The sequence below is a fragment of the Cohnella lupini genome (assembly GCF_003386205.1).
Classification (GTDB): Bacteria; Bacillota; Bacilli; order Paenibacillales; family Paenibacillaceae; genus Cohnella; species Cohnella lupini.
Genome location: NZ_QRDY01000027.1, coordinates 32,432 through 51,375 on the forward strand (window position 1 = coordinate 32,432; position 18,944 = coordinate 51,375).

18 protein-coding genes and 1 rRNA gene are annotated in these 18,944 nt (G+C 53.1%); all 19 read left to right on the forward strand.

All coding sequences use genetic code 11. From position 1 onward, the window contains the following. Positions 1–11 precede the first annotated feature (11 nt). A complete protein-coding gene (gene hpt / locus DFP95_RS25540) occupies positions 12–551 on the forward strand; it encodes a hypoxanthine phosphoribosyltransferase (RefSeq protein ID WP_115995512.1) in 540 nt (179 codons plus the stop codon). Positions 552–641: 90 nt separating this feature from the next. Then, positions 642–2,639 carry an ATP-dependent zinc metalloprotease FtsH gene (ftsH, locus tag DFP95_RS25545; RefSeq protein WP_115995513.1) on the forward strand — a complete coding sequence of 666 codons (1,998 nt, stop codon included), beginning with the start codon at positions 642–644 and terminating at the stop codon, positions 2,637–2,639. 310 nt (positions 2,640–2,949) lie between these two features. Next, positions 2,950–3,888: a quinolinate synthase NadA gene (nadA, locus tag DFP95_RS25550; protein ID WP_115995514.1), complete on the forward strand. Its 939-nt coding sequence runs from the start codon at positions 2,950–2,952 to the stop codon at positions 3,886–3,888. Positions 3,889–3,928: 40 nt separating this feature from the next. Continuing rightward, positions 3,929–5,545, forward strand: coding sequence for an L-aspartate oxidase (nadB, locus tag DFP95_RS25555; RefSeq protein ID WP_115995515.1), 1,617 nt, complete (start codon positions 3,929–3,931; stop codon positions 5,543–5,545). Continuing rightward, entirely contained in the window at positions 5,538–6,437 is a 900-nt protein-coding gene (gene nadC / locus DFP95_RS25560) for a carboxylating nicotinate-nucleotide diphosphorylase (protein WP_115995516.1), read from the forward strand. The genes nadB and nadC overlap by 8 nt, the downstream gene beginning before the upstream one ends. Continuing rightward, a complete protein-coding gene (locus DFP95_RS25565) occupies positions 6,434–7,198 on the forward strand; it encodes a type III pantothenate kinase (RefSeq protein ID WP_115995517.1) in 765 nt (254 codons plus the stop codon). Before nadC ends, DFP95_RS25565 begins: the two co-directional genes overlap by 4 nt. A gap of 63 nt (positions 7,199–7,261) precedes the next feature. Further along, positions 7,262–8,143, forward strand: a complete 882-nt coding sequence (gene hslO, locus DFP95_RS25570) for an Hsp33 family molecular chaperone HslO (protein WP_115995518.1) — start codon at positions 7,262–7,264, stop codon at positions 8,141–8,143. Between the two features lie 17 nt (positions 8,144–8,160). Then, positions 8,161–9,123, forward strand: a complete 963-nt coding sequence (locus DFP95_RS25575; RefSeq protein ID WP_115995519.1) for a peptidylprolyl isomerase — start codon at positions 8,161–8,163, stop codon at positions 9,121–9,123. A 150-nt stretch (positions 9,124–9,273) separates the two neighbouring features. After that, a complete protein-coding gene (cysK, locus tag DFP95_RS25580; protein WP_115995520.1) occupies positions 9,274–10,215 on the forward strand; it encodes a cysteine synthase A in 942 nt (313 codons plus the stop codon). A gap of 165 nt (positions 10,216–10,380) precedes the next feature. Further along, positions 10,381–11,946 carry an anthranilate synthase component I family protein gene (locus tag DFP95_RS25585; protein ID WP_115995521.1) on the forward strand — a complete coding sequence of 522 codons (1,566 nt, stop codon included), beginning with the start codon at positions 10,381–10,383 and terminating at the stop codon, positions 11,944–11,946. Continuing rightward, a complete protein-coding gene (gene pabA / locus DFP95_RS25590) occupies positions 11,943–12,524 on the forward strand; it encodes an aminodeoxychorismate/anthranilate synthase component II (protein WP_115995522.1) in 582 nt (193 codons plus the stop codon). The genes DFP95_RS25585 and pabA overlap by 4 nt, the downstream gene beginning before the upstream one ends. Continuing rightward, on the forward strand, positions 12,521–13,405 hold the full coding sequence (pabC, locus tag DFP95_RS25595) for an aminodeoxychorismate lyase (protein WP_115995523.1): 885 nt from the start codon (positions 12,521–12,523) through the stop codon (positions 13,403–13,405). Before pabA ends, pabC begins: the two co-directional genes overlap by 4 nt. Beyond that, complete coding sequence (gene folP, locus DFP95_RS25600; protein ID WP_115995524.1) at positions 13,402–14,265, forward strand: dihydropteroate synthase; 864 nt, start codon at positions 13,402–13,404, stop codon at positions 14,263–14,265. The genes pabC and folP overlap by 4 nt, the downstream gene beginning before the upstream one ends. Beyond that, positions 14,258–14,650, forward strand: coding sequence for a dihydroneopterin aldolase (gene folB / locus DFP95_RS25605; protein WP_115995525.1), 393 nt, complete (start codon positions 14,258–14,260; stop codon positions 14,648–14,650). The genes folP and folB overlap by 8 nt, the downstream gene beginning before the upstream one ends. A gap of 7 nt (positions 14,651–14,657) precedes the next feature. Then, positions 14,658–15,164, forward strand: a complete 507-nt coding sequence (gene folK, locus DFP95_RS25610) for a 2-amino-4-hydroxy-6-hydroxymethyldihydropteridine diphosphokinase (protein WP_115995526.1) — start codon at positions 14,658–14,660, stop codon at positions 15,162–15,164. 7 nt (positions 15,165–15,171) lie between these two features. Beyond that, positions 15,172–16,200 (forward strand): tRNA dihydrouridine synthase DusB, encoded by a 1,029-nt coding sequence (gene dusB, locus DFP95_RS25615; protein WP_115995527.1) that lies wholly within the window; start codon positions 15,172–15,174, stop codon positions 16,198–16,200. Between the two features lie 203 nt (positions 16,201–16,403). Beyond that, positions 16,404–16,880 carry a transcription elongation factor GreA gene (greA, locus tag DFP95_RS25620; protein ID WP_115995528.1) on the forward strand — a complete coding sequence of 159 codons (477 nt, stop codon included), beginning with the start codon at positions 16,404–16,406 and terminating at the stop codon, positions 16,878–16,880. 155 nt (positions 16,881–17,035) lie between these two features. Beyond that, positions 17,036–18,547: a lysine--tRNA ligase gene (gene lysS, locus DFP95_RS25625; RefSeq protein WP_115995529.1), complete on the forward strand. Its 1,512-nt coding sequence runs from the start codon at positions 17,036–17,038 to the stop codon at positions 18,545–18,547. Between the two features lie 335 nt (positions 18,548–18,882). Next, positions 18,883–18,944, forward strand: a 16S ribosomal RNA gene (locus tag DFP95_RS25630); the annotation flags it as partial.

An 18,944-nucleotide genomic window follows, 5' to 3' on the forward strand; every position in this document is an offset into this window, starting at 1 on the left:
AGGTACCTTTTTTGCAAAACGACATTCAAGAAGTTTTATACTCGCAAGAAGCAATACAGCAGAAGGTACGGGAGCTAGGAGCGGCGATTACCCGCGACTACGAAGGACGCAATCCGTTAGTCATTTGCGTACTGAAAGGCGCGTTTATCTTTATGGCGGACTTGTCCAAGAACATCGAGATACCGATCGAGCTAGACTTTATGGCGGTATCCAGTTACGGCAATTCCACAAGATCTTCCGGAGAAGTCAAGATTATTAAAGATCTGGACGCATCCGTTGAAGGTCGCGACGTACTCATTGTAGAAGATATAATCGATAGCGGGTTGACCCTTAGCTATTTGATCGACGTGCTCGAACGTCGCAACGCTTTAACGGTTAACGTGGTTGCCCTGTTCGATAAGCCGGGTCGCCGCACGGTCGACCTGAACGCGGATTACACCGGGTTCACGATTCCGGACGCGTTCGTCGTCGGTTACGGTCTTGATTACGCCGAGAAGTACCGGAACCTTCCGTACGTCGGCGTGCTTAAACCGGAAGTTTATTCTAGTTAAACCAAGCCGCCCATGCGGCGGCGCGTTATTATTGTGATGCCAAGACAGGCTATGGTAAAATGATGTAAGCGTGTCGAGAGGAGGTCGGGGATGAATCGGTTCATCCGGAACACAGGGTTTTACTTACTTATCTTTTTGGTGACCGTCGGAATCGTTCAGTTTTTTATCGGAAAGAACGAGACGACCAAGGCATTGAATTACAATGAAATTATGCAGGTGGTTCAACAAGGCAACGTCAAGGAAATGACGATGCAAGCTCAAGGCGGTACGTATTTAATTACGGGTAAATATAAAACAATACCTGCCGACATCAAGAGCGAATTGTTCTCGGGACGCCTTCCTTTGACCGAAATTGCGGCAACGAAGCTACATGATGCCGCAGTGGAAAAAGGAATTCCAATCGAAGACAAAAAAATGCCGGGACAAAGCTTCTGGCTGACATTCTTGACCTCCATCATTCCGTTCATTATTATGTTCGTTCTGTTTTTCTTCCTGATCAATCAGGCACAGGGCGGCGGCGGTAAAGTGATGAACTTCGGCAAGAGCCGTGCCCGCTTGTATAATGAAGAGAAGAAGCGGGTTACGTTCGAAGACGTGGCCGGAGCGGACGAAGAGAAGCAGGAACTGGTCGAGGTCGTCGAGTTCTTGAAGGATCCCCGCAAGTTTGCCGCGCTTGGCGCGCGCATTCCCAAAGGCGTTCTGCTCGTAGGTCCTCCGGGTACAGGTAAGACCTTGCTAGCCCGGGCAGTTGCCGGGGAAGCGGGCGTACCGTTCTTCACGATCTCCGGTTCGGATTTCGTGGAAATGTTCGTAGGCGTCGGGGCATCCCGTGTCCGCGACTTGTTCGAGAACGCGAAGAAGAATTCACCTTGTATCATCTTCATCGATGAGATCGATGCCGTTGGTCGTCAACGGGGCGCAGGCCTCGGCGGCGGACATGACGAGCGCGAGCAAACGTTGAACCAACTCCTCGTCGAGATGGACGGTTTCGGAGCGAACGAAGGTATCATTATCGTAGCCGCGACTAACCGCCCTGATATTCTCGATCCGGCATTGCTTCGTCCGGGCCGTTTCGACCGTCAAATTACGGTTGATCGTCCAGACGTCAAAGGCCGCGAGGCGGTATTGAAGGTTCATGCGCGCAACAAGCCGCTCAACAAGGACGTACGTCTTGGCACGATTGCTAAGCGGACGACCGGCTTTACCGGAGCGGATCTGGAGAACTTACTGAACGAAGCGGCATTGCTTGCTGCTCGTCGTAATAAGAAGGATATCGCCATGACTGAAGTCGATGAAGCTATCGATCGCGTCGTCGTCGGTACCGAGAAGAAGAGCCGCGTCATCAGCGACCGCGAGAAGCGCATCGTCGCTTATCACGAAGCGGGCCATACGATTGCCGGGTTCTTCCTGGAGCATGCGGATACGGTCCACAAGGTAACGATCATTCCGCGCGGACGCGCCGGCGGTTACGTCATCATGCTTCCGAAGGAAGATCGCATGCTCGTGACCAAGCAAGAGCTCCTCGATAAAGTTACCGGCTTGCTTGCGGGCCGCGCTGCCGAGGAAATCTTCATCGGAGAAATCGGCACGGGCGCTTATAGCGACTTTAAGTCCGCGACGAGCATCGTACGTGCGATGATCATGGAATACGGAATGAGCGAGAAGCTCGGAACGATGCAGTTCGGAAGCTCGCAAGGTCAAGTGTTCCTGGGTCGCGATATCGGGCATGAACAGAACTACTCGGATGCTATCGCATACGAGATCGACCAAGAGATGCAGAGCATCACTCGGGATTGTTATGATCGGGCCAAGAAGCTGCTCAACGAGAAGAGCGCGGAAATGCACTTAATCGCGAACACGCTTCTTAGCGTAGAGACGCTTGATCTCGAACAAATCAAGTCTTTGATCGAGAAGGGCGAGCTGTTGCCGGAAAGCGTAGAGACTTCGACTTCGGAAGGCGAATCGAAAGCGGAACCGATCGTGGATACGCTTGGCAACGTCAAAGTCCGGATTCAAACCCGCGACGACGAGCCATTGCCGACTACGCCGGATTTGCGCAAGGATGACGGCTCCGAGGAACCGAAATAACAAGATGATTGTAAACAGAGTGTTTCCGCGCCGTAAGGCGTTAGGGGCACTCTGTTTTTTTGCGGTAAAAGCGAACTGCAGGGAGGAAATCGGAGGAAAGAAGACAGTCGGGTTCATGTGGGGGGATTTCGGGGACTAAGCGGCGAAAAAAGGGCTTTCAATCGTTGCCAGATGAATTGACAGCCTAACGTGGCAAGTGTAAATTAAGTGTTAATGAACGAAGTCCTTTTCGTCCACACTAAAGACAGCAATCCCGCCATGTTTGTGCATTCATTCACAAACTTTCGGTTCATCTTAGGGAGGAATTATCATGGAGGCTTTGGCCCTAGAGCGTAAAGCGGAACAAAACCGCGAATTGCGCGAACGGCTTATGCAGCTTAAGAAAGAACGCAATGCCATTATTCTTGCGCATTATTACCAACGCGATGAAATACAAGAGGTTGCCGATTTCCGCGGCGATTCCTTCTTACTTGCCCAGAAGGCAGCATCTACGGATGCCGACGTGATCGTATTTTGCGGCGTACATTTCATGGGAGAGAGCGCCAAGATCCTAGCACCGAACAAAACGGTGCTCGTACCGGACGAACGAGCGGGCTGTCCGATGGCCGATATGGTTAACCCGATCGGGCTGAAGGAATTAAAGGCGAAGCACCCGAATGCCAAAGTCGTCACCTACATTAACTCCTCCGCGGACGTGAAGGCGGAGACTGATATATGCTGTACGTCGGCCAACGCGGTTAACGTGGTGAACTCGGTCGATTCCGACGAAGTCATCTGGTGTCCCGACAAGAACCTAGGTCATTACGTTCAACAATTTACGGACAAGAAAATGATTATCTGGGAAGGCTATTGCAACACCCACGACATGCTTACAATTAAAGACGTGGAAGAAATGCGTGCCAAGTTCCCGAACGCGGAATTCGTCGTTCATCCGGAATGCCGCCCGGAAGTCGTGGAAATGGCCGATTTCGTCGGAAGCACGACCGGAATTCTGAAGCATTGCCGGGAATCGAGCCATAAGGAATTCATCGTCGGAACGGAAGACGGAACGGGTTATCAACTACGGTTGGACAGCCCGGACAAAACGTTCCACTTCGCTTCGAAATTCCTTGTCTGCCCGAACATGAAAGTGAACAACCTGAAGAAGGTCGTTAAATGTCTGGAAACGATGCAACCGCAAATATACGTTCCGCAGGATGTCGCGGACAAAGCCCGATTATCGCTGGAGCGCATGTTATTGGTTAAATAACCTGCGCTACTCTCTTGTTGGAGTGGGGACGAAATTAATCATGATTCCACGTTACGTTGTCGATTTTGATCTAGACAAGCTTCCACGCGTAGAGACGGACGTCATCGTCATAGGAGCCGGAATCGCCGGTCTGTATACGGCGCTGAAGACGAGCGAAACTAAGCGCGTTCTAATGATTACGAAGAAGTCTTTGTTCGACAGTAATACCCGTTACGCGCAAGGCGGTATCGCCGCCGTCATATCGGATGAGGATTCACCCGAATTTCTAGCCCAAGACACGTTGATTGCCGGAGCTGGCTTATGCGAAGCTTCGGCGGTCGACGTTCTTGTTCATGAGGGACCCCGCGGAGTTCAACAGCTCATACGATACGGCACGAACTTCGATGAAGAAGACGGTCATTTCGCCTTGACCAAAGAGGGTGCCCATAGCCAACGCCGAATTCTGCACGCGAATGGCGATGCGACCGGTTACGAAATCGTGAGAGCATTGGCGGAGAAGGTAAAATCCGACCCTACTCTCGAATTATGGGACGATCATTTCGTACTCGATTTGTTAACGGAGGATGAGGAATGCCGCGGCGCGATCGTTCAGAAGCCGGATGGATCCCGCGTCGCTGTTTTCGGCAGAGCTACCATCCTATGTACGGGCGGCACGGGGCAGCTATATCGGTATACGACGAATCCAGAGGTGGCTACCGGAGACGGCGTAGCGATGGCTTACCGGGCCGGGGCGGACATTAGGGATATGGAGTTCAACCAATTTCATCCGACATCGTTATGTTATCCGGGGGCGCCTCGTTTTCTGATCTCGGAAGCGGTTCGCGGCGAAGGCGCCGTCTTGCGCAATATTCGGGGCGATCGTTTTATGGAAAATTACCATCCGCAGCTGGAGCTTGCTCCAAGAGACGTCGTTGCGCGGGCTATCGTCACCGAGATGGAAGCTACGAAATCGACATACGTTTACATCGATATTACGCATGAGACTCCTGAGCTGATTAAGCATCGTTTTCCGACGATATACGAATTCTGTCTGAATTACGGGCTCGACATGACGACTGACTGGATACCGGTCGCTCCGGCCGCCCATTATATGATGGGAGGAGTCAAAACGGATCTGCACGGAGAGACGAGCATTAAGCGATTATTCGCTTGCGGGGAAGCTTCTTCCACAGGCGTCCACGGTGCGAACCGGTTGGCGAGTAACTCGCTTTCCGAGGCTATCGTATTCGGACAACGAATCGTAGATGCCATTAATGAGCTCTCTCCTAATAAATTGACCGCGGATAATGGCAATTCGGGAGATCGAAACTCTTCATTGATTGGGGCGTTAATCGAACGCCGGTTGAAGCTTCAGAAAAATATGGTCCGATATGTCGGCTTAAGGCGGGACCGCGCGGGTTTATTGAAGGGCTTGGAGGATTTGAAGAAGCAATTGCCATTATTACAATTATGCTTATCCAAGAAAGAAGAACTGGAATACGCGAACTTGCTGACCTGCGCGATGCTCGTTACGGAAGCGGCATTAAATCGCGAGGAAAGCCGAGGCGGCCATTATCGGGAAGATTATCCTCAGAAGGACGATATGAACTGGCGCAGGCATACGATACTTAACAGGGAAAAAGGCATACGCACAGAAAGGGTCGACGACGATGTTTGAACGAGAAAGCGATTGGGCGATCGGCGGTCCCGCGATCGAGGCGGTAAAGGACCATCTACGGGCGTGGTTGGCAGAGGATATCGGTTCGGGGGACGTCACGACGATGGCAACCGTGCCTCAGGGGCATATATCCACCGGCATTATTCACGCGAAGCATGCGGGAATCCTTGCCGGCATCCCGCTGGCACGGCTCGTGTTCGAGGTTATCGATAAAAGCTTGAAATTCAACGCGCAAGTGACGGACGGAACTTTTGTGGAGCGCGGCACGGTACTAGCGATCGTCGAAGGTTCGACGCATAGTATTCTGACCGGCGAGCGGCTCGCCCTGAACTTGCTGCAAAGGCTGTCGGGAATCGCGACCAAAACGAACGAATACGTCGTCGCTGCCCAAGGGCAACCGGTCAGAATTGCGGATACGCGCAAGACGACGCCGGGACATCGAACCTTAGAGAAGTACGCGGTTAGAGTCGGGGGAGGAGCGAATCATCGCTTCGGCCTCTATGATGCCGTTATGATCAAGGATAACCACATTAAGGCGGCCGGGGGAATATCGGCGGCCGTCCATGCGGCGAAATCGCGCATTCCGCACACCATGATGATCGAAGTGGAAGCGGAATCCCTTGCGGAAGCGGAAGAGGCCGTAAGCGCCGGAGCGCATATCGTGATGCTGGATAACATGAATTCGCATGATATGGCGGAGGCCGTCAAGGTCATTCGCAAGCTTGCGCCGCATATCGTATTGGAAGCCTCCGGAGGGATTATGCCGGAGCGGGTGGCGGAAGTGGCGCGTAGCGGCGTCGATATTATCTCGGTAGGCGGCTTGACCCACTCTTTTACGGCGCTCGATATCAGTCTGGATTTGAACGCGAAGAAAAAGGGGGGAGCGTCGTGATCTTAGTCGTAGATGTCGGTAATACGAACATCGTATTGGGTTTGTATCAAGGGCGCTCGTTGACGCACCACTGGCGCCTAAGTACGAATCGCTCCGCCACCGTAGACGAATACGGCGTGATGATCAGTAATTTGTTCCAACTAGCGAACGTGAAAGCGGAGCAAATCGAAGGGGTCATCCTCTCCTGCGTCGTTCCCCCGATTATGAACACCCTTGAGCAGTTATTCGCCAAGTATGTCGGAAAAGAAGCTTTGGTCGTCGGACCAGGCATCAAAACCGGATTGAACATAAGGTATGAGAATCCGCGCGAGGTAGGCGCCGACCGGATCGTCAATGCGGTCGCCGGCATCGAACAATACGGGACTCCGCTCGTCGTAGTGGATTTCGGAACGGCGACGACCTTCGACTATATCGATGCTTCCGGGGCTTATCTGGGCGGCGCGATCGTGCCGGGGATAGGCATCTCGGCGGAGGCGTTATACCAAAGAGCGGCGAAGCTTCCGCGAATCGAGTTATCGAAGCCGAAGACCGTCATCGGGCGCAACACGGTGGCTGCGATGCAGGCGGGAATAATTTTCGGCTATGCCGGTCAGGTTGACGGAATCGTTCGGCGCATCTGCAAGGAGTTCAACGTTCAGCCTAGAATTATCGCGACGGGCGGCCTTGCGGATTTAATTGCCGCGGAATCGGAAACTATTGAGAAGGTAGATCCGTTACTTACATTAGAAGGCTTGAGGATCGTGTACGAACGAAATGGGTAAAGATAGATAGTCGGCAAGCACGCGGTTGACTGTTTCACCGCTTCACGAAGGAGGCAATGCAGCATGAAAGACGAATTAGTGCGCGGAACGGCGTGGAATGGCGGATTGCGGGTGTTCGCCGCTCGTACGACGGCGTTGGTATCGGAAATGCAACGGCGACATGACACTTTTCCGACCGCAACGGCGGCGCTTGGCCGCACGGCGACGGTCGCGGCGATGATGGGCGTCATGCTTAAAGGAAAAGAAAAGCTTACGATTCAGGTAAAGGGCGACGGACCGTTAGGTCAGATCGTCATGGATGCGAACGCCGAGGGAGAAGTACGAGGTTTCGTAGACAATCCTCACATCCACCTTCCGAGCAACAGCGAAGGAAAGCTCGACGTAGCCGGGGTGGTCGGAAGAACGGGTTACCTGCATGTGACGAAGGATCTCGGACTTAAGGAGCCCTACCGGGGAAGCGTGCCGATCATCTCGGGAGAGCTTGCCGAAGATTTTACGCTGTATTTCGCGGAGTCTGAGCAGAGCCCTTCGGCCGTCGGGTTAGGCGTGCTCGTTAATACGGATAATACGGTCGCTCATGCCGGGGGCTTCATCGTCCAGGTACTACCCGGACTTCCGGAGGAACAATTGGTACGTTTGGAGCGAGCCATTGCGGCTATGCCGCATGTAACGGCTTTGTTGGACCAAGGGGAAACGCCCGAAAGCATCCTGGGTTTTCTCGTAGGCGACGACCTGACCATTCATCAAACGGTAGAACCCGTATTTCAATGTCATTGCTCTCGCGACCGATTCGAGAAAGTACTTATCACTCTTGGGCAAAAAGAGCTTAGAAGCTTGATCGAGGAAGATGGGCAGGCGGAACTGCATTGCCACTTCTGCAACGAGAAATATCTGTTCGAAGCGGATGAGCTGGAAGCGTTATACCGGCTTGCGGAACGCAAATAAGGAAGGACTGGTTTAACATGAGGGAGACGATACGGCTGTTCAGGCCGCTCGTACTGCTTGCCCTCTTAACGACTTCGGTTATGACATCGGGGTGCATGAAGTCGGATCCTTCTGCGTCTTCTTCTCCTTCCCCGACTCCCGGCGGGAATAATCCAAGGGAGATCCTCGATAACGACGAGATCGTGGCAACCGTAGGGGAAGTATCCATTTCCCGACGGCAATTGCTCGACAAGCTGATATCCGCTTACGGTTCGCAGACGCTTAGGAGCATGATGCTCCTAAGCGCTGCGGAGGAAGAAGCGAAAGCTCTTCGGATTGTCGTTTCCGATGAAGAGCTGGATCGAGAACTGCGAAATATGCAACAAGGATACGAGGACGAGGCACAATTCTATGCGGCCATGAACGATCAGCTCGGGATGAACCGGGAAGAGGTTCGCGAGGATGCCCGTTACCGATTGATCATAGAGAAGATTTCCATTAACGGTATCGTAGTGACGGAGCACGAAATCGACTCGTATTTGGAAGAGCACGAAGAGGAGCTCCAGCCTAAGAAGCAATACGAATGGGCGCAAATCGTAGTGGAGACAGAGCAACAAGCAAACGAACTTCTTCAAAAGTTAGCGGACGGTGACGACTTCGGGGAGCTGGCCCGTAATTATTCGCTGGATGAATTTACGGCCGACGATGGCGGCAAGATGGGGTGGATAGAGGATCAAGACCCTTTCGAGTCCCCATCCGTTCTTCATGCGATAGCCGAAATGCAGGTCGGAGAATTAGGCGGTCCGGTACCGACGGATGAAGGTTACGTGATCGTTCGTTTGGATGGGCGAAGCCAAATCCAGACGAGATCCGAAGAAGATATTCGAGCGGAAGCTCGGAGATTGCTGGCACTCGGGAAGACCGTGTCCATGAGAGATCTGGAAGAAGCGCTATTGGTCAAGTACGACGCCGATGTAAAAGAGCCTGCATTGCGGCCTTAGATTCGCGCGGGTCTTGAATTGCTGTAACCAGCTATTGACAATCCTCCGGGGGGTTTGTTAAGATGAAAACAAACAAAAAGCCGACTGTTTTAGTCGGATTAACGCGATGAGGCGGCAAGCTGCCGCATATTTTGGGAGGGAACTAGTCCAATGGCAAAGTTAGTCCAGAACGTAACCCAGCTAATCGGCGAAACGCCACTCGTTCGTTTGAATCGCGTCGTGCCTGAAGGCAGCGCGGAAATCTACGTGAAATTGGAATACCAGAATCCGGGTTCCAGCGTTAAAGACCGTATCGCTATCAGCATGATCGAGGAAGCGGAGAAGCAAGGCCTGATCAAACCGGGCGAGACGACGATCGTTGAGCCGACCAGCGGCAACACGGGTATCGGTCTTGCGTTAGTCGCGGCTGCAAAGGGCTATCGCGCTATTCTAGTTATGCCTGAAACGATGAGCTTGGAGCGCCGTAACCTGCTTCGCGCATATGGCGCGGAACTCGTGCTGACACCGGGTTCCGAAGGCATGAACGGTTCCGTTAAGAAAGCGGAAGAGATCGTGAAGGAAAACCCGAGCTACTTCCTGCCGCAACAATTCAAGAACCAAGCCAACGTGAAAATTCATCGCGAGACGACGGGTCCGGAAATCGTGGAAGCGATTAATTCTTTCGACGGCAAACTGGATGCGTTCGTAGCCGGCATCGGTACTGGCGGAACGATCTCAGGCGCAGGCGAAGTCCTGAAAGCGAGCTTCCCCGGCATCAGGATCGTTGCGGTTGAGCCTGCTGCTTCTCCTTTGCTGTCCGGCGGCGGACCCGGCCCTCATAAAATCCAAGGTATCGGCGCTAACTTCATTCCCGAAATCCTGAACCGTGAAATCTACGACCAAGTCATTACCGTAGAGAACGAAGAAGCATTCGAAACGGCTCGCGCGGTAGCTAAGAAAGAAGGCTTGCTTGTCGGTATTTCTTCCGGCGCGGCTATCTTCGCGGCATTAAAAGTCGCTAAAGAGCTTGGCGAAGGCAAACGCGTTATCGCGATCGTTCCTTCCAACGGCGAGCGTTACCTGAGCACGCCTCTGTTCAACTTCGACAACTAATCTTTATATACGTAAACGGCAGCTCCCGCCTTGGCGGGGGCTGTTTTTCGTCTATTCGGACATGAGCAGAAGTAGCCAACGGGTCGACTCGCAGTCGAAGCGAAGCACGAGAACGGCTTTTGTGGTATTCTGCTTAGTATGAGATTGGTTAAGGGAGCAGGAAGAGTGGAAGTCATCGCATTGAAGCAATGGGAACGGTGGAGCAACGATGGCGATTATGCCTTGCTACCGTACGTACGCAAGCTGGCGCTGGATTCGGAAAGTCTGTTGCCGGTTTTCTGGGATCTCGTCTGGAAAGAGGCGTCCGCGTATGGATGCTTACTGGAAAGCGGAAAGGGCGGAAGGTACACCATCGTCGGCTTGCGTCCGGAGTCGGTTATCGAGGGTAAAGGCGATCGGGCACGCATTCTCGAAAGAAGAGATGAGGATTGGGTCGAGACGAGTGTAGTCGAAGGCGCCCCGTTAACGCTTCTTAGGGAGTGGATGAGTCCATGGGCGGGGCCAAGACCGGATGGCGTTCCGGATTGCATCGGAGGTATTCTGGGATTTTGGAGCTATGATATCGTGCGTAGCTTGGAGAGGCTCCCGGTGCTTGCTAGGGATGATCTGGACTTGCCGGATTACGTGTTCCAACGTTACGAGGAGCTCTGGATCGCCGACCATCGGGACAATGAGATTTATAGCGTGGTTCATGTCCATTGCGAGACCGGAATGGATGCAACGGCACTCGGGCAGCGATATCGAGACGCTCAGCACCGGGCGATGGAAATGGAGCGGCAATGGTTGAAGTGGAGCTCGGCGAGCCGGACGGCGGACCGGATCGGCCGCGCGAGCGAAATGCGGTCGAAGATGGATCGGGATCAAATGCAAATCGATGTTGAGAACATACCCGGACTCACGACTTCCATGAGTAAGTCCGATTATCAATCCGCGGTGCGTCGCATACGGGAGTATATCGGGCAAGGCGACGTCTTTCAGGTTAATCTGTCTTTTCGGCAAAGCTTGCGCACGGATATCTCGCCCGAGACGCTATATGACTGGCTCCGATTGGTGAACCCTTCGCCCTACATGGGAATGCTTCGTTCTCCGGATTTCGCGCTCGTTAGCGCATCTCCGGAACTGCTCGTCAAGCTGGACGAAGGCCGATTGTCCACCCGCCCTATTGCCGGAACCCGCCGACGCGGGTTAACGCCGGAGGAAGACCGCGCGATGGAGGCGGAGCTGCTGGCGAGCGAGAAAGAGCGGGCGGAGCATGTCATGCTCGTGGATCTTGAGCGGAACGATCTCGGCCGCGTCGCAGAATACGGGACGGTTAAGGTTCCCGAGCTCATGACCGTCGAGCGCTACTCTCACGTGATGCATCTCGTATCCCAAGTCGAGGGGCGTATCGCTCAAGGGAAGGACGCGCTCGACGTCCTGGCGGCGGTTTTTCCGGGAGGAACGATTACCGGAGCGCCCAAGATCCGCACGATGGAAATCATCGAAGAACTCGAGCCCACGCGGAGAGGTCCGTATACCGGATCTATGGGATGGATTGACTATAACGGAAATATGGAATTTAATATTATTATTCGTACCATAACGGTCAAGAACGGCGTTTGTCATATACAAGCCGGAGCCGGAATCGTAATCGATTCGGAGCCCGAGCGCGAATTCTACGAATGCTTGAACAAAGCGAAGGCGCTTTGGAAAGCCGTACAGTACAGTGAAGGGCAGGGGGAACCGATATGATTCTGGTTATCGACAATTACGATTCTTTTACGTATAACCTGGTGCAGTATTTAGGAGAGCTCGGCGAGGAAGTCGTCGTCCATCGGAATGACGAGATCGATCTGGACGGCATATCCAAGCTGGCCCCGGACCACATCCTTATCTCCCCGGGACCTTGCACGCCGAATGAAGCCGGCGTTAGCCTCGCGCTTCTGGAACGCTTCAAGGGCGAGATCCCGATCTTCGGAGTTTGCCTGGGCCATCAAGCGATCGGACAGGCTTTCGGCGGAGACGTCATTCGTGCCGACGAGCTCATGCACGGCAAGACGTCGCAGATCGCCCACGATGGAAGGACGATCTTCGAAGGACTTCCTTCTCCTTTTACGGCGACCCGATATCATTCCTTGATCGTGAAGCGCGATACGCTTCCGGATTGCCTGGAGATCAGCGCGCAGACGGAAGACGGTCTTATCATGGGGCTGCGGCATAAGGAATACGTCGTGGAAGGCGTGCAATTCCATCCGGAGTCGATCATGACGGATAACGGACTTCAGATTCTGCGGAATTTCTTAAACCAGAAATCGGGCGTCAGGGCATGAAGATCCTGTTTAACGGACGACTGACAGCCAATAATGAAGCCGTGATCTCCGCATTCGATCACGGTTTTTTGTACGGAATGGGCTTGTTCGAGACTTTTCGTACTTATAAAGGCGAGCCTTGGCTGCTGGACAAACACGCGGAGCGACTGGCGAAGGGCTGCGAGCTGCTCGGCATTCGATACGTGCCGGACGTAGACAGGATGCGCGGGGATGTGCAAGCGCTGCTTGAAGCGAACGGGCTGGAGGACGGCTACATCCGTTGGTCGGTATCGGCGGGCGAGGGCGCGATCGGACTGCCGACGGATGATTACGACAAGCCGAACGAGATCGTGTACGCGAAGGAATTGGCGGCCGATGATCCGGCTACGCGCAAGGGTAAGATCGTACGGCAGCTAAAGCTTCCCCGGAGCTCTCCTGAAGGAGATGTCCGGCTAAAGTCGTTTCATTATATGAATAATATCAACGCGAAGAGGGAATTGAATAGCGAAGGCGCCAGACCCGGCACGGAGGGCCTATTCCTGAACAAGGAAGGGCACGTCGTCGAAGGCATGGTCAGCAACGTATTCTGGATTTCGGACGGCGTACTCTACACCCCGGCGGAATCGACGGGTTTGCTAGACGGAATTACGCGACGGCACGTGTTGGCAATGGCGAAGGATATGGGTATTAGAACAGAGCAGGGATTATACGGCTGGGACAAGTTATTATACGCCGACGAAGTATTCCTAACGAATTCCATCCAAGAAATCGTTCCGGTCACGAAAGTCGAGAACATCGGGGGACGGGGCCTTAATCCGGGAGGGTGTAACTCCGTAGGGGCGATCACCTATACGCTGATGAATAAATACAGGGAAGACGCCGAAAGGAACGAATCGAGATGAGTCCGACTTTTTACTCTCGCCGATATCGTCTTCGGAGCGGGCTAGAGCTCGAGTTGGGGAAAAGGACGCTTATCATGGGCATTCTTAACGCGACGCCCGATTCCTTCTCCGACGGCGGACGTTTCGACGAAGCGGAGGCTGCCGTTGCCAGAGCGAAGCAGATGGAAGCGGAAGGCGCGGATCTGATCGATATAGGCGGGGAATCCACCCGACCGGGGCATGATCCCGTTTCCTTGGAAGAAGAGCTTAGACGAATAATACCCGTCATTAAAGCGGTCCGCGAGTATGTGAATCTTCCGATCAGCGTAGATACCTACAAAGCGGAGACAGCCAGGCAAGCTTTGGAAGCTGGCGCGGATATCGTGAACGACGTATGGGGCTTCAAACGCGATCCCGAGCTGGCTAGAGTAGCCGCGCAATACGGATGCCCCGTTATTCTTACGCATAATCGGCCGGAGCGGGACTACAAGAATTTCGTTCCGGATGTATTGAACGATTTGCTGGACAGCGTTCGTCTGGCTCGGGATGCCGGCGTAGCGGATGAGCTTATCTGGCTCGATCCGGGAATCGGCTTCGCGAAGAATTACGACGATAATGTGGAATTGATGGGTCGGCTCGACGAGATCGTCGGACTTGGGTACCCGGTTCTGCTAGGTACTTCCCGCAAAACGTTCATACGGCGAACGCTTGGCGTTTCCGCGGAAGAGGCAGCGGAAGGGACGGGGGCCACTACGTCTTTGGGCATCGCCCAAGGCTGCCAGATCGTCAGGGTACACGACGTCCTTCACAATAAGCGGGTTGCCGCCATGACGGACGCGATTATTTACCGGCAAGCAGGAAGGGGAGATCGGCGTGGATAGAATGATACTGAAAAGAATGGTGTTTTATGGGTATCATGGCGTTTTTCCGGAAGAAAACAAGCTTGGACAGAAATATATCGTCGATCTTGATCTGGGGATCGATTTAAGCCGCGCGGCGCAGAGCGACGACGTTGCCGACACGGTCAATTACGCGGAAATCCATTCGGTCGTCAAGGGTATCGTGGAGGGGCAACCGGTCAAGCTGATCGAGACGTTAACCGAAAAGATTGCGTCTACCCTACTCGGTACGTATACTAGTATCATCAAAGCAACGGTGTCGGTTACGAAGCCGAACCCGCCTTTCGATATTACTTTCGACGGAGTGACCGTGGAATTTCGCAGACAAAGAGATTCGCTCGGCAACATCGTACCTGTAGAGGATTGAGAAATACGTGCAAGAAACATACGTTGCGCTAGGCGCTAACCTAGGAAACCGAGAAGCCTCTTTAGCGGATGCGATACGCAGGCTGCAAGCCGAACCCGGACTGGAATTGCTCCGAATATCGGCGGCTTACGAGACCGCTCCCGTAGGTTATACGGATCAGCCTTCTTTTCTCAATATGGCGGTTTGCCTCCTTACGGAATTGGATCCCGTTTCCTTGCTGCGTCGCTTACTCGCGATCGAACAGGAAATGGGCCGGGTGAGAGACGTTCGTTGGGGACCGCGTAATATAGACTTGGATTTACTGGTGTACGGAGACGAGACGTTGGATACTCCGGAATTAACGCTCCCGCATCCCAGAATGGGACAGCGGGCATTTGTATTAGTACCGCTCGCGGACATCTGGCCGGAGGAAAACCATTTTCCTTGGCAAGCGGAGTTGACGGCTTTCTCACTGGAGGAGGAAGGCATCGCGCGTTACGCCGAGTGGGATGGCCAAGGGCTACGAAAGGTGTGATAGGGTAATGCTTAAGATCGGTAACGTACCGATGAATAATAATGTCGTGCTGGCTCCCATGGCGGGCGTCTGCAATCCGGCTTTCCGATTGATCGCGAAGGAATTCGGTTGCGGTCTCGTTTGCGCGGAGATGGTTAGCGATAAGGCGATTCTGCACGGAAATACGCGGACTTTGGAAATGCTGTTCGTGGACGAAAGGGAGAAACCGCTCAGCTTGCAGATTTTCGGCGGGGATAAGGAATCTCTCGTGGAGGCCGTGAAATTCGTCGATCAGAATACGAATGCCGATATCATCGATATCAATATGGGTTGCCCCGTACCGAAAGTAACGAAATGCGACGCGGGCGCTCGTTGGCTTCTTGATCCGAAGAAAATTTACGAAATGGTTTCCTACGCGGCGGATGCCGCGAAAAAGCCGGTAACGGTAAAAATGCGCATAGGCTGGGACGACGAGCATATCTATGCGGTAGAGAACGCGCAAGCGGTAGAGCGCGCGGGCGGCGCCGCGGTGAGCGTGCATGGCCGTACGCGGGAACAGCTCTATACCGGCAAAGCGAACTGGGATATTTTGCGGGACGTCAAGCAAGCGGTCAACATCCCGGTTATCGGCAACGGCGACGTATTCTCCCCGGAAGACGCGAAACGTCTGCTGGAACATACGAATTGCGATGGGGTCATGATCGGACGAGGGGCACTGGGCAATCCATGGATGCTATACCGTACCGTTCATTTTCTGACTACCGGAGAATTGCTTCCCGAACCGACTCCCGCGGAGAAAATCCGCATTGCCGTTCTACACTTGGACCGCTTAGCCGATCTGAAGGGCGAGAACGTCGCCGTTAGGGAAATGCGCAAGCATCTGGCTTGGTACTTGAAGGGCTTGCCGGATTCCACCGTGGTCAAAAACTCGATCATGGATCTGACTTCCCGGTCCTCCGTCGTATCCGTGCTCGAGGATTACGTCCGTACGGTGGATGACTTGCTCCAACGCGAGGCGGCCGAAGCTTCTGAATCGGGCGAAATTCTCGTACACTAGGAGGAAACGGTTTCAATCGGGTCCAGGGGACCATTTCCGCGAATTGACATTTTTCAGGGCTTGAAATATAATCAGTACCAATATTCGCCCGAACAGCAGGAAAACCGTAGACTTGTTTCCTTAACGGTGTCATGTCCGCGGTGACCGACCATATATTTGATATGCAACCCTGAAAATCTTTTCCATGACAGGAGATCGGTGAGATGAGCGATAAGGAAGTGCTTCTAACCCAGGATGGGCTTAAGAGGCTTGAAGATGAACTCGAAAACCTGAAGTCCGTCAAACGCCGCGAAGTCGCGGAACGCATTAAGGTTGCCATCGGTTACGGCGATATTAGCGAGAACTCCGAATACGAAGACGCGAAGAACGAACAGGCTTTTATCGAAGGCCGCATCATAACGTTGGAGAAAATGCTCCGCAACGCGCGTATCATCAACAGCGACGAGATCGATCTGGAAACCGTCAGCATCGGCTCTAAAGTCGTCGTCGAAGATTTGGAATTCGGCGATACGATGGAATACACGATCGTGGGAACGGCTGAATCCGACCCGTTGAATAACAAGATATCGAACGAAAGTCCCGTAGGAAAAGCGATTATCGGCAAGAAAAAAGGCACGACGGTCGAAGTAAACGTTCCCGCGGGCATCATTCAATACAAAATTGTCGATATCAAGATATAAGACGCAAGACGTTAACGCCGTCATCAGGACGGAAAATCCGAGCGATGGGTGTTAAAAAGCTTCCTTGGGAAGCTTTTTTGCCTGTTAATCGCGAATATGGAATGCTTGATCGTCCACATGCGGTCATTATCGATAAGAAGTGAAGGAGAACGAACATGGAACATAACGAACAGCCGGAATCGATCGAACTAGGCGAATTATTGCAAATCCGACGCAACAAGCTGGACGAGCTGCGTGCGCTTGGCATCGATCCGTTCGGCACGAAATTTAACCGTACGCACGAAGCGGGCAAGATCCTGGAGCAGTATTCGGAGCTGTCGAAGGAAGAGCTTGAAGAGAAAGAGATCGAGGTTAGCATAGCCGGCCGCATCATGACGAAACGCGCAATGGGTAAAGCCTCGTTCGCGAATCTCCAGGACCTTAGCGGAAGAATTCAAATCTACGTTCGCGCGGATTCGATTCCGGCCCATAAGTATCAAGCATTCGATATTCTGGATATCGGCGACATGATCGGGGTTAGCGGGGTGGTCTTTAAGACGAAGACCGGCGAAACCTCCATTAAGGTCAAAGATCTCGAGGTTCTTACGAAGTCCTTGCTGCCATTGCCGGATAAGTTCCATGGGCTGAAGGATGTAGAGACCCGCTATCGCCAGCGCTACGTTGACCTTATCGTTAATCCGGATGTGCAGAAGACTTTCATCTCTCGTTCCCGCATCATTCAATCGATGCGCCGATACTTGGATGATCGCGGATATTTGGAGGTTGAGACGCCGACTTTGCATTCCATCGCGGGAGGCGCCGCGGCCCGTCCGTTCGTGACTCATCATAACGCGCTCGATATGCAGCTTTATATGCGGATCGCCATCGAGCTTCATCTGAAAAGATTGATCGTCGGCGGACTGGAGAAGGTGTACGAGATCGGACGGGTGTATCGCAACGAGGGAATCTCGACGCGACACAACCCGGAATTCACGATGATTGAATTGTACGAGGCTTATGCCGATTACGAGGATATCATGCGGTTAACCGAAGAACTCATCGCTCATATCGCCAAGGAAGTTCACGGCACGACGAAGATCATCTATCAAGGACAAGAGGTCGATCTGACTCCGGCTTGGCGCCGCGTATCAATGACGGCGTTGATCAAGGAGACGGTCGGAGTCGATTTCGAGGTTCAGATGAGCGACGAGGAAGCGCATGCCATAGCCAAGGAACATAAGGTTCCGGTGGAAAAGCATATGTCGTTCGGCCATATCGTGAACGCGTTCTTCGAAACGTTCTGCGAGCACACGCTGATTCAACCTACTTTCGTAACGGGGCATCCCGTCGCGATCTCTCCTTTGGCGAAGAAGAAGGAGTCGGACCCTCGCTTTACCGACCGCTTCGAGCTGTTCATCGTGGCGCGGGAGCACGCGAACGCATTTACGGAGCTTAACGATCCGATCGATCAACGCGAACGATTCGAGTCCCAATTGACGGAGAAGGAAGCGGGTAACGACGAAGCGCACGAGATGGACGAGGATTTCATCCGGGCTCTCGAGTACGGCATGCCGCCGACCGGCGGTCTGGGAATCGGCGTCGACCGTTTGGTCATGCTGTTGACCGACGCTCCATCGATTCGCGACGTATTGCTGTTCCCTCATATGCGGGATCGTTCCGACTCTTAACGCTTAAGCTTAATAGCGGGATAAGAGGAGTAAAACCGGTGTTCGCCAGCTTGGCGGATACCGGTTTTTGCGCATTCTAAAAGTAATTAAAATTCATTAGAAAAAAGGGTTGCAATCGTCTAGTGGGCTGTGATATATTATTTAAGCCGCTTCAAGAGGGCACGCGATAAACGAGAAAAACGAAACACAAATTGTTCTTTGAAAACTGAACATTGAGCGTAAGAAACAACAAACGTCTGAGGCGGACTTTCGAGTCTGCGGAAGACAAACCAGCAATACAGATTGAGCCTCAAAAGGCTCTATTATAAGCAATGTCGACTTGTCGACGGCGCTCTATTATGGAGAGTTTGATCCTGGCTCAGGACGAACGCTGGCGGCGTGCCTAATACATGCAAGT

Bases quoted from the DNA above. Each gene is read 5' to 3' on its own strand.
- ftsH (WP_115995513.1), top strand. From the start codon at position 642: ATGAATCGGTTCATCCGGAACACAGGGTTTTACTTACTTATCTTTTTG.
- nadA (WP_115995514.1), top strand. From the start codon at position 2,950: ATGGAGGCTTTGGCCCTAGAGCGTAAAGCGGAACAAAACCGCGAATTG.
- nadB (WP_115995515.1), top strand. From the start codon at position 3,929: ATGATTCCACGTTACGTTGTCGATTTTGATCTAGACAAGCTTCCACGC.
- nadC (WP_115995516.1), top strand. From the start codon at position 5,538: ATGTTTGAACGAGAAAGCGATTGGGCGATCGGCGGTCCCGCGATCGAG.
- hslO (WP_115995518.1), top strand. From the start codon at position 7,262: ATGAAAGACGAATTAGTGCGCGGAACGGCGTGGAATGGCGGATTGCGG.
- DFP95_RS25575 (WP_115995519.1), top strand. From the start codon at position 8,161: ATGAGGGAGACGATACGGCTGTTCAGGCCGCTCGTACTGCTTGCCCTC.
- cysK (WP_115995520.1), top strand. From the start codon at position 9,274: ATGGCAAAGTTAGTCCAGAACGTAACCCAGCTAATCGGCGAAACGCCA.
- pabA (WP_115995522.1), top strand. From the start codon at position 11,943: ATGATTCTGGTTATCGACAATTACGATTCTTTTACGTATAACCTGGTG.
- pabC (WP_115995523.1), top strand. From the start codon at position 12,521: ATGAAGATCCTGTTTAACGGACGACTGACAGCCAATAATGAAGCCGTG.
- folP (WP_115995524.1), top strand. From the start codon at position 13,402: ATGAGTCCGACTTTTTACTCTCGCCGATATCGTCTTCGGAGCGGGCTA.
- dusB (WP_115995527.1), top strand. From the start codon at position 15,172: ATGCTTAAGATCGGTAACGTACCGATGAATAATAATGTCGTGCTGGCT.
- greA (WP_115995528.1), top strand. From the start codon at position 16,404: ATGAGCGATAAGGAAGTGCTTCTAACCCAGGATGGGCTTAAGAGGCTT.
- lysS (WP_115995529.1), top strand. From the start codon at position 17,036: ATGGAACATAACGAACAGCCGGAATCGATCGAACTAGGCGAATTATTG.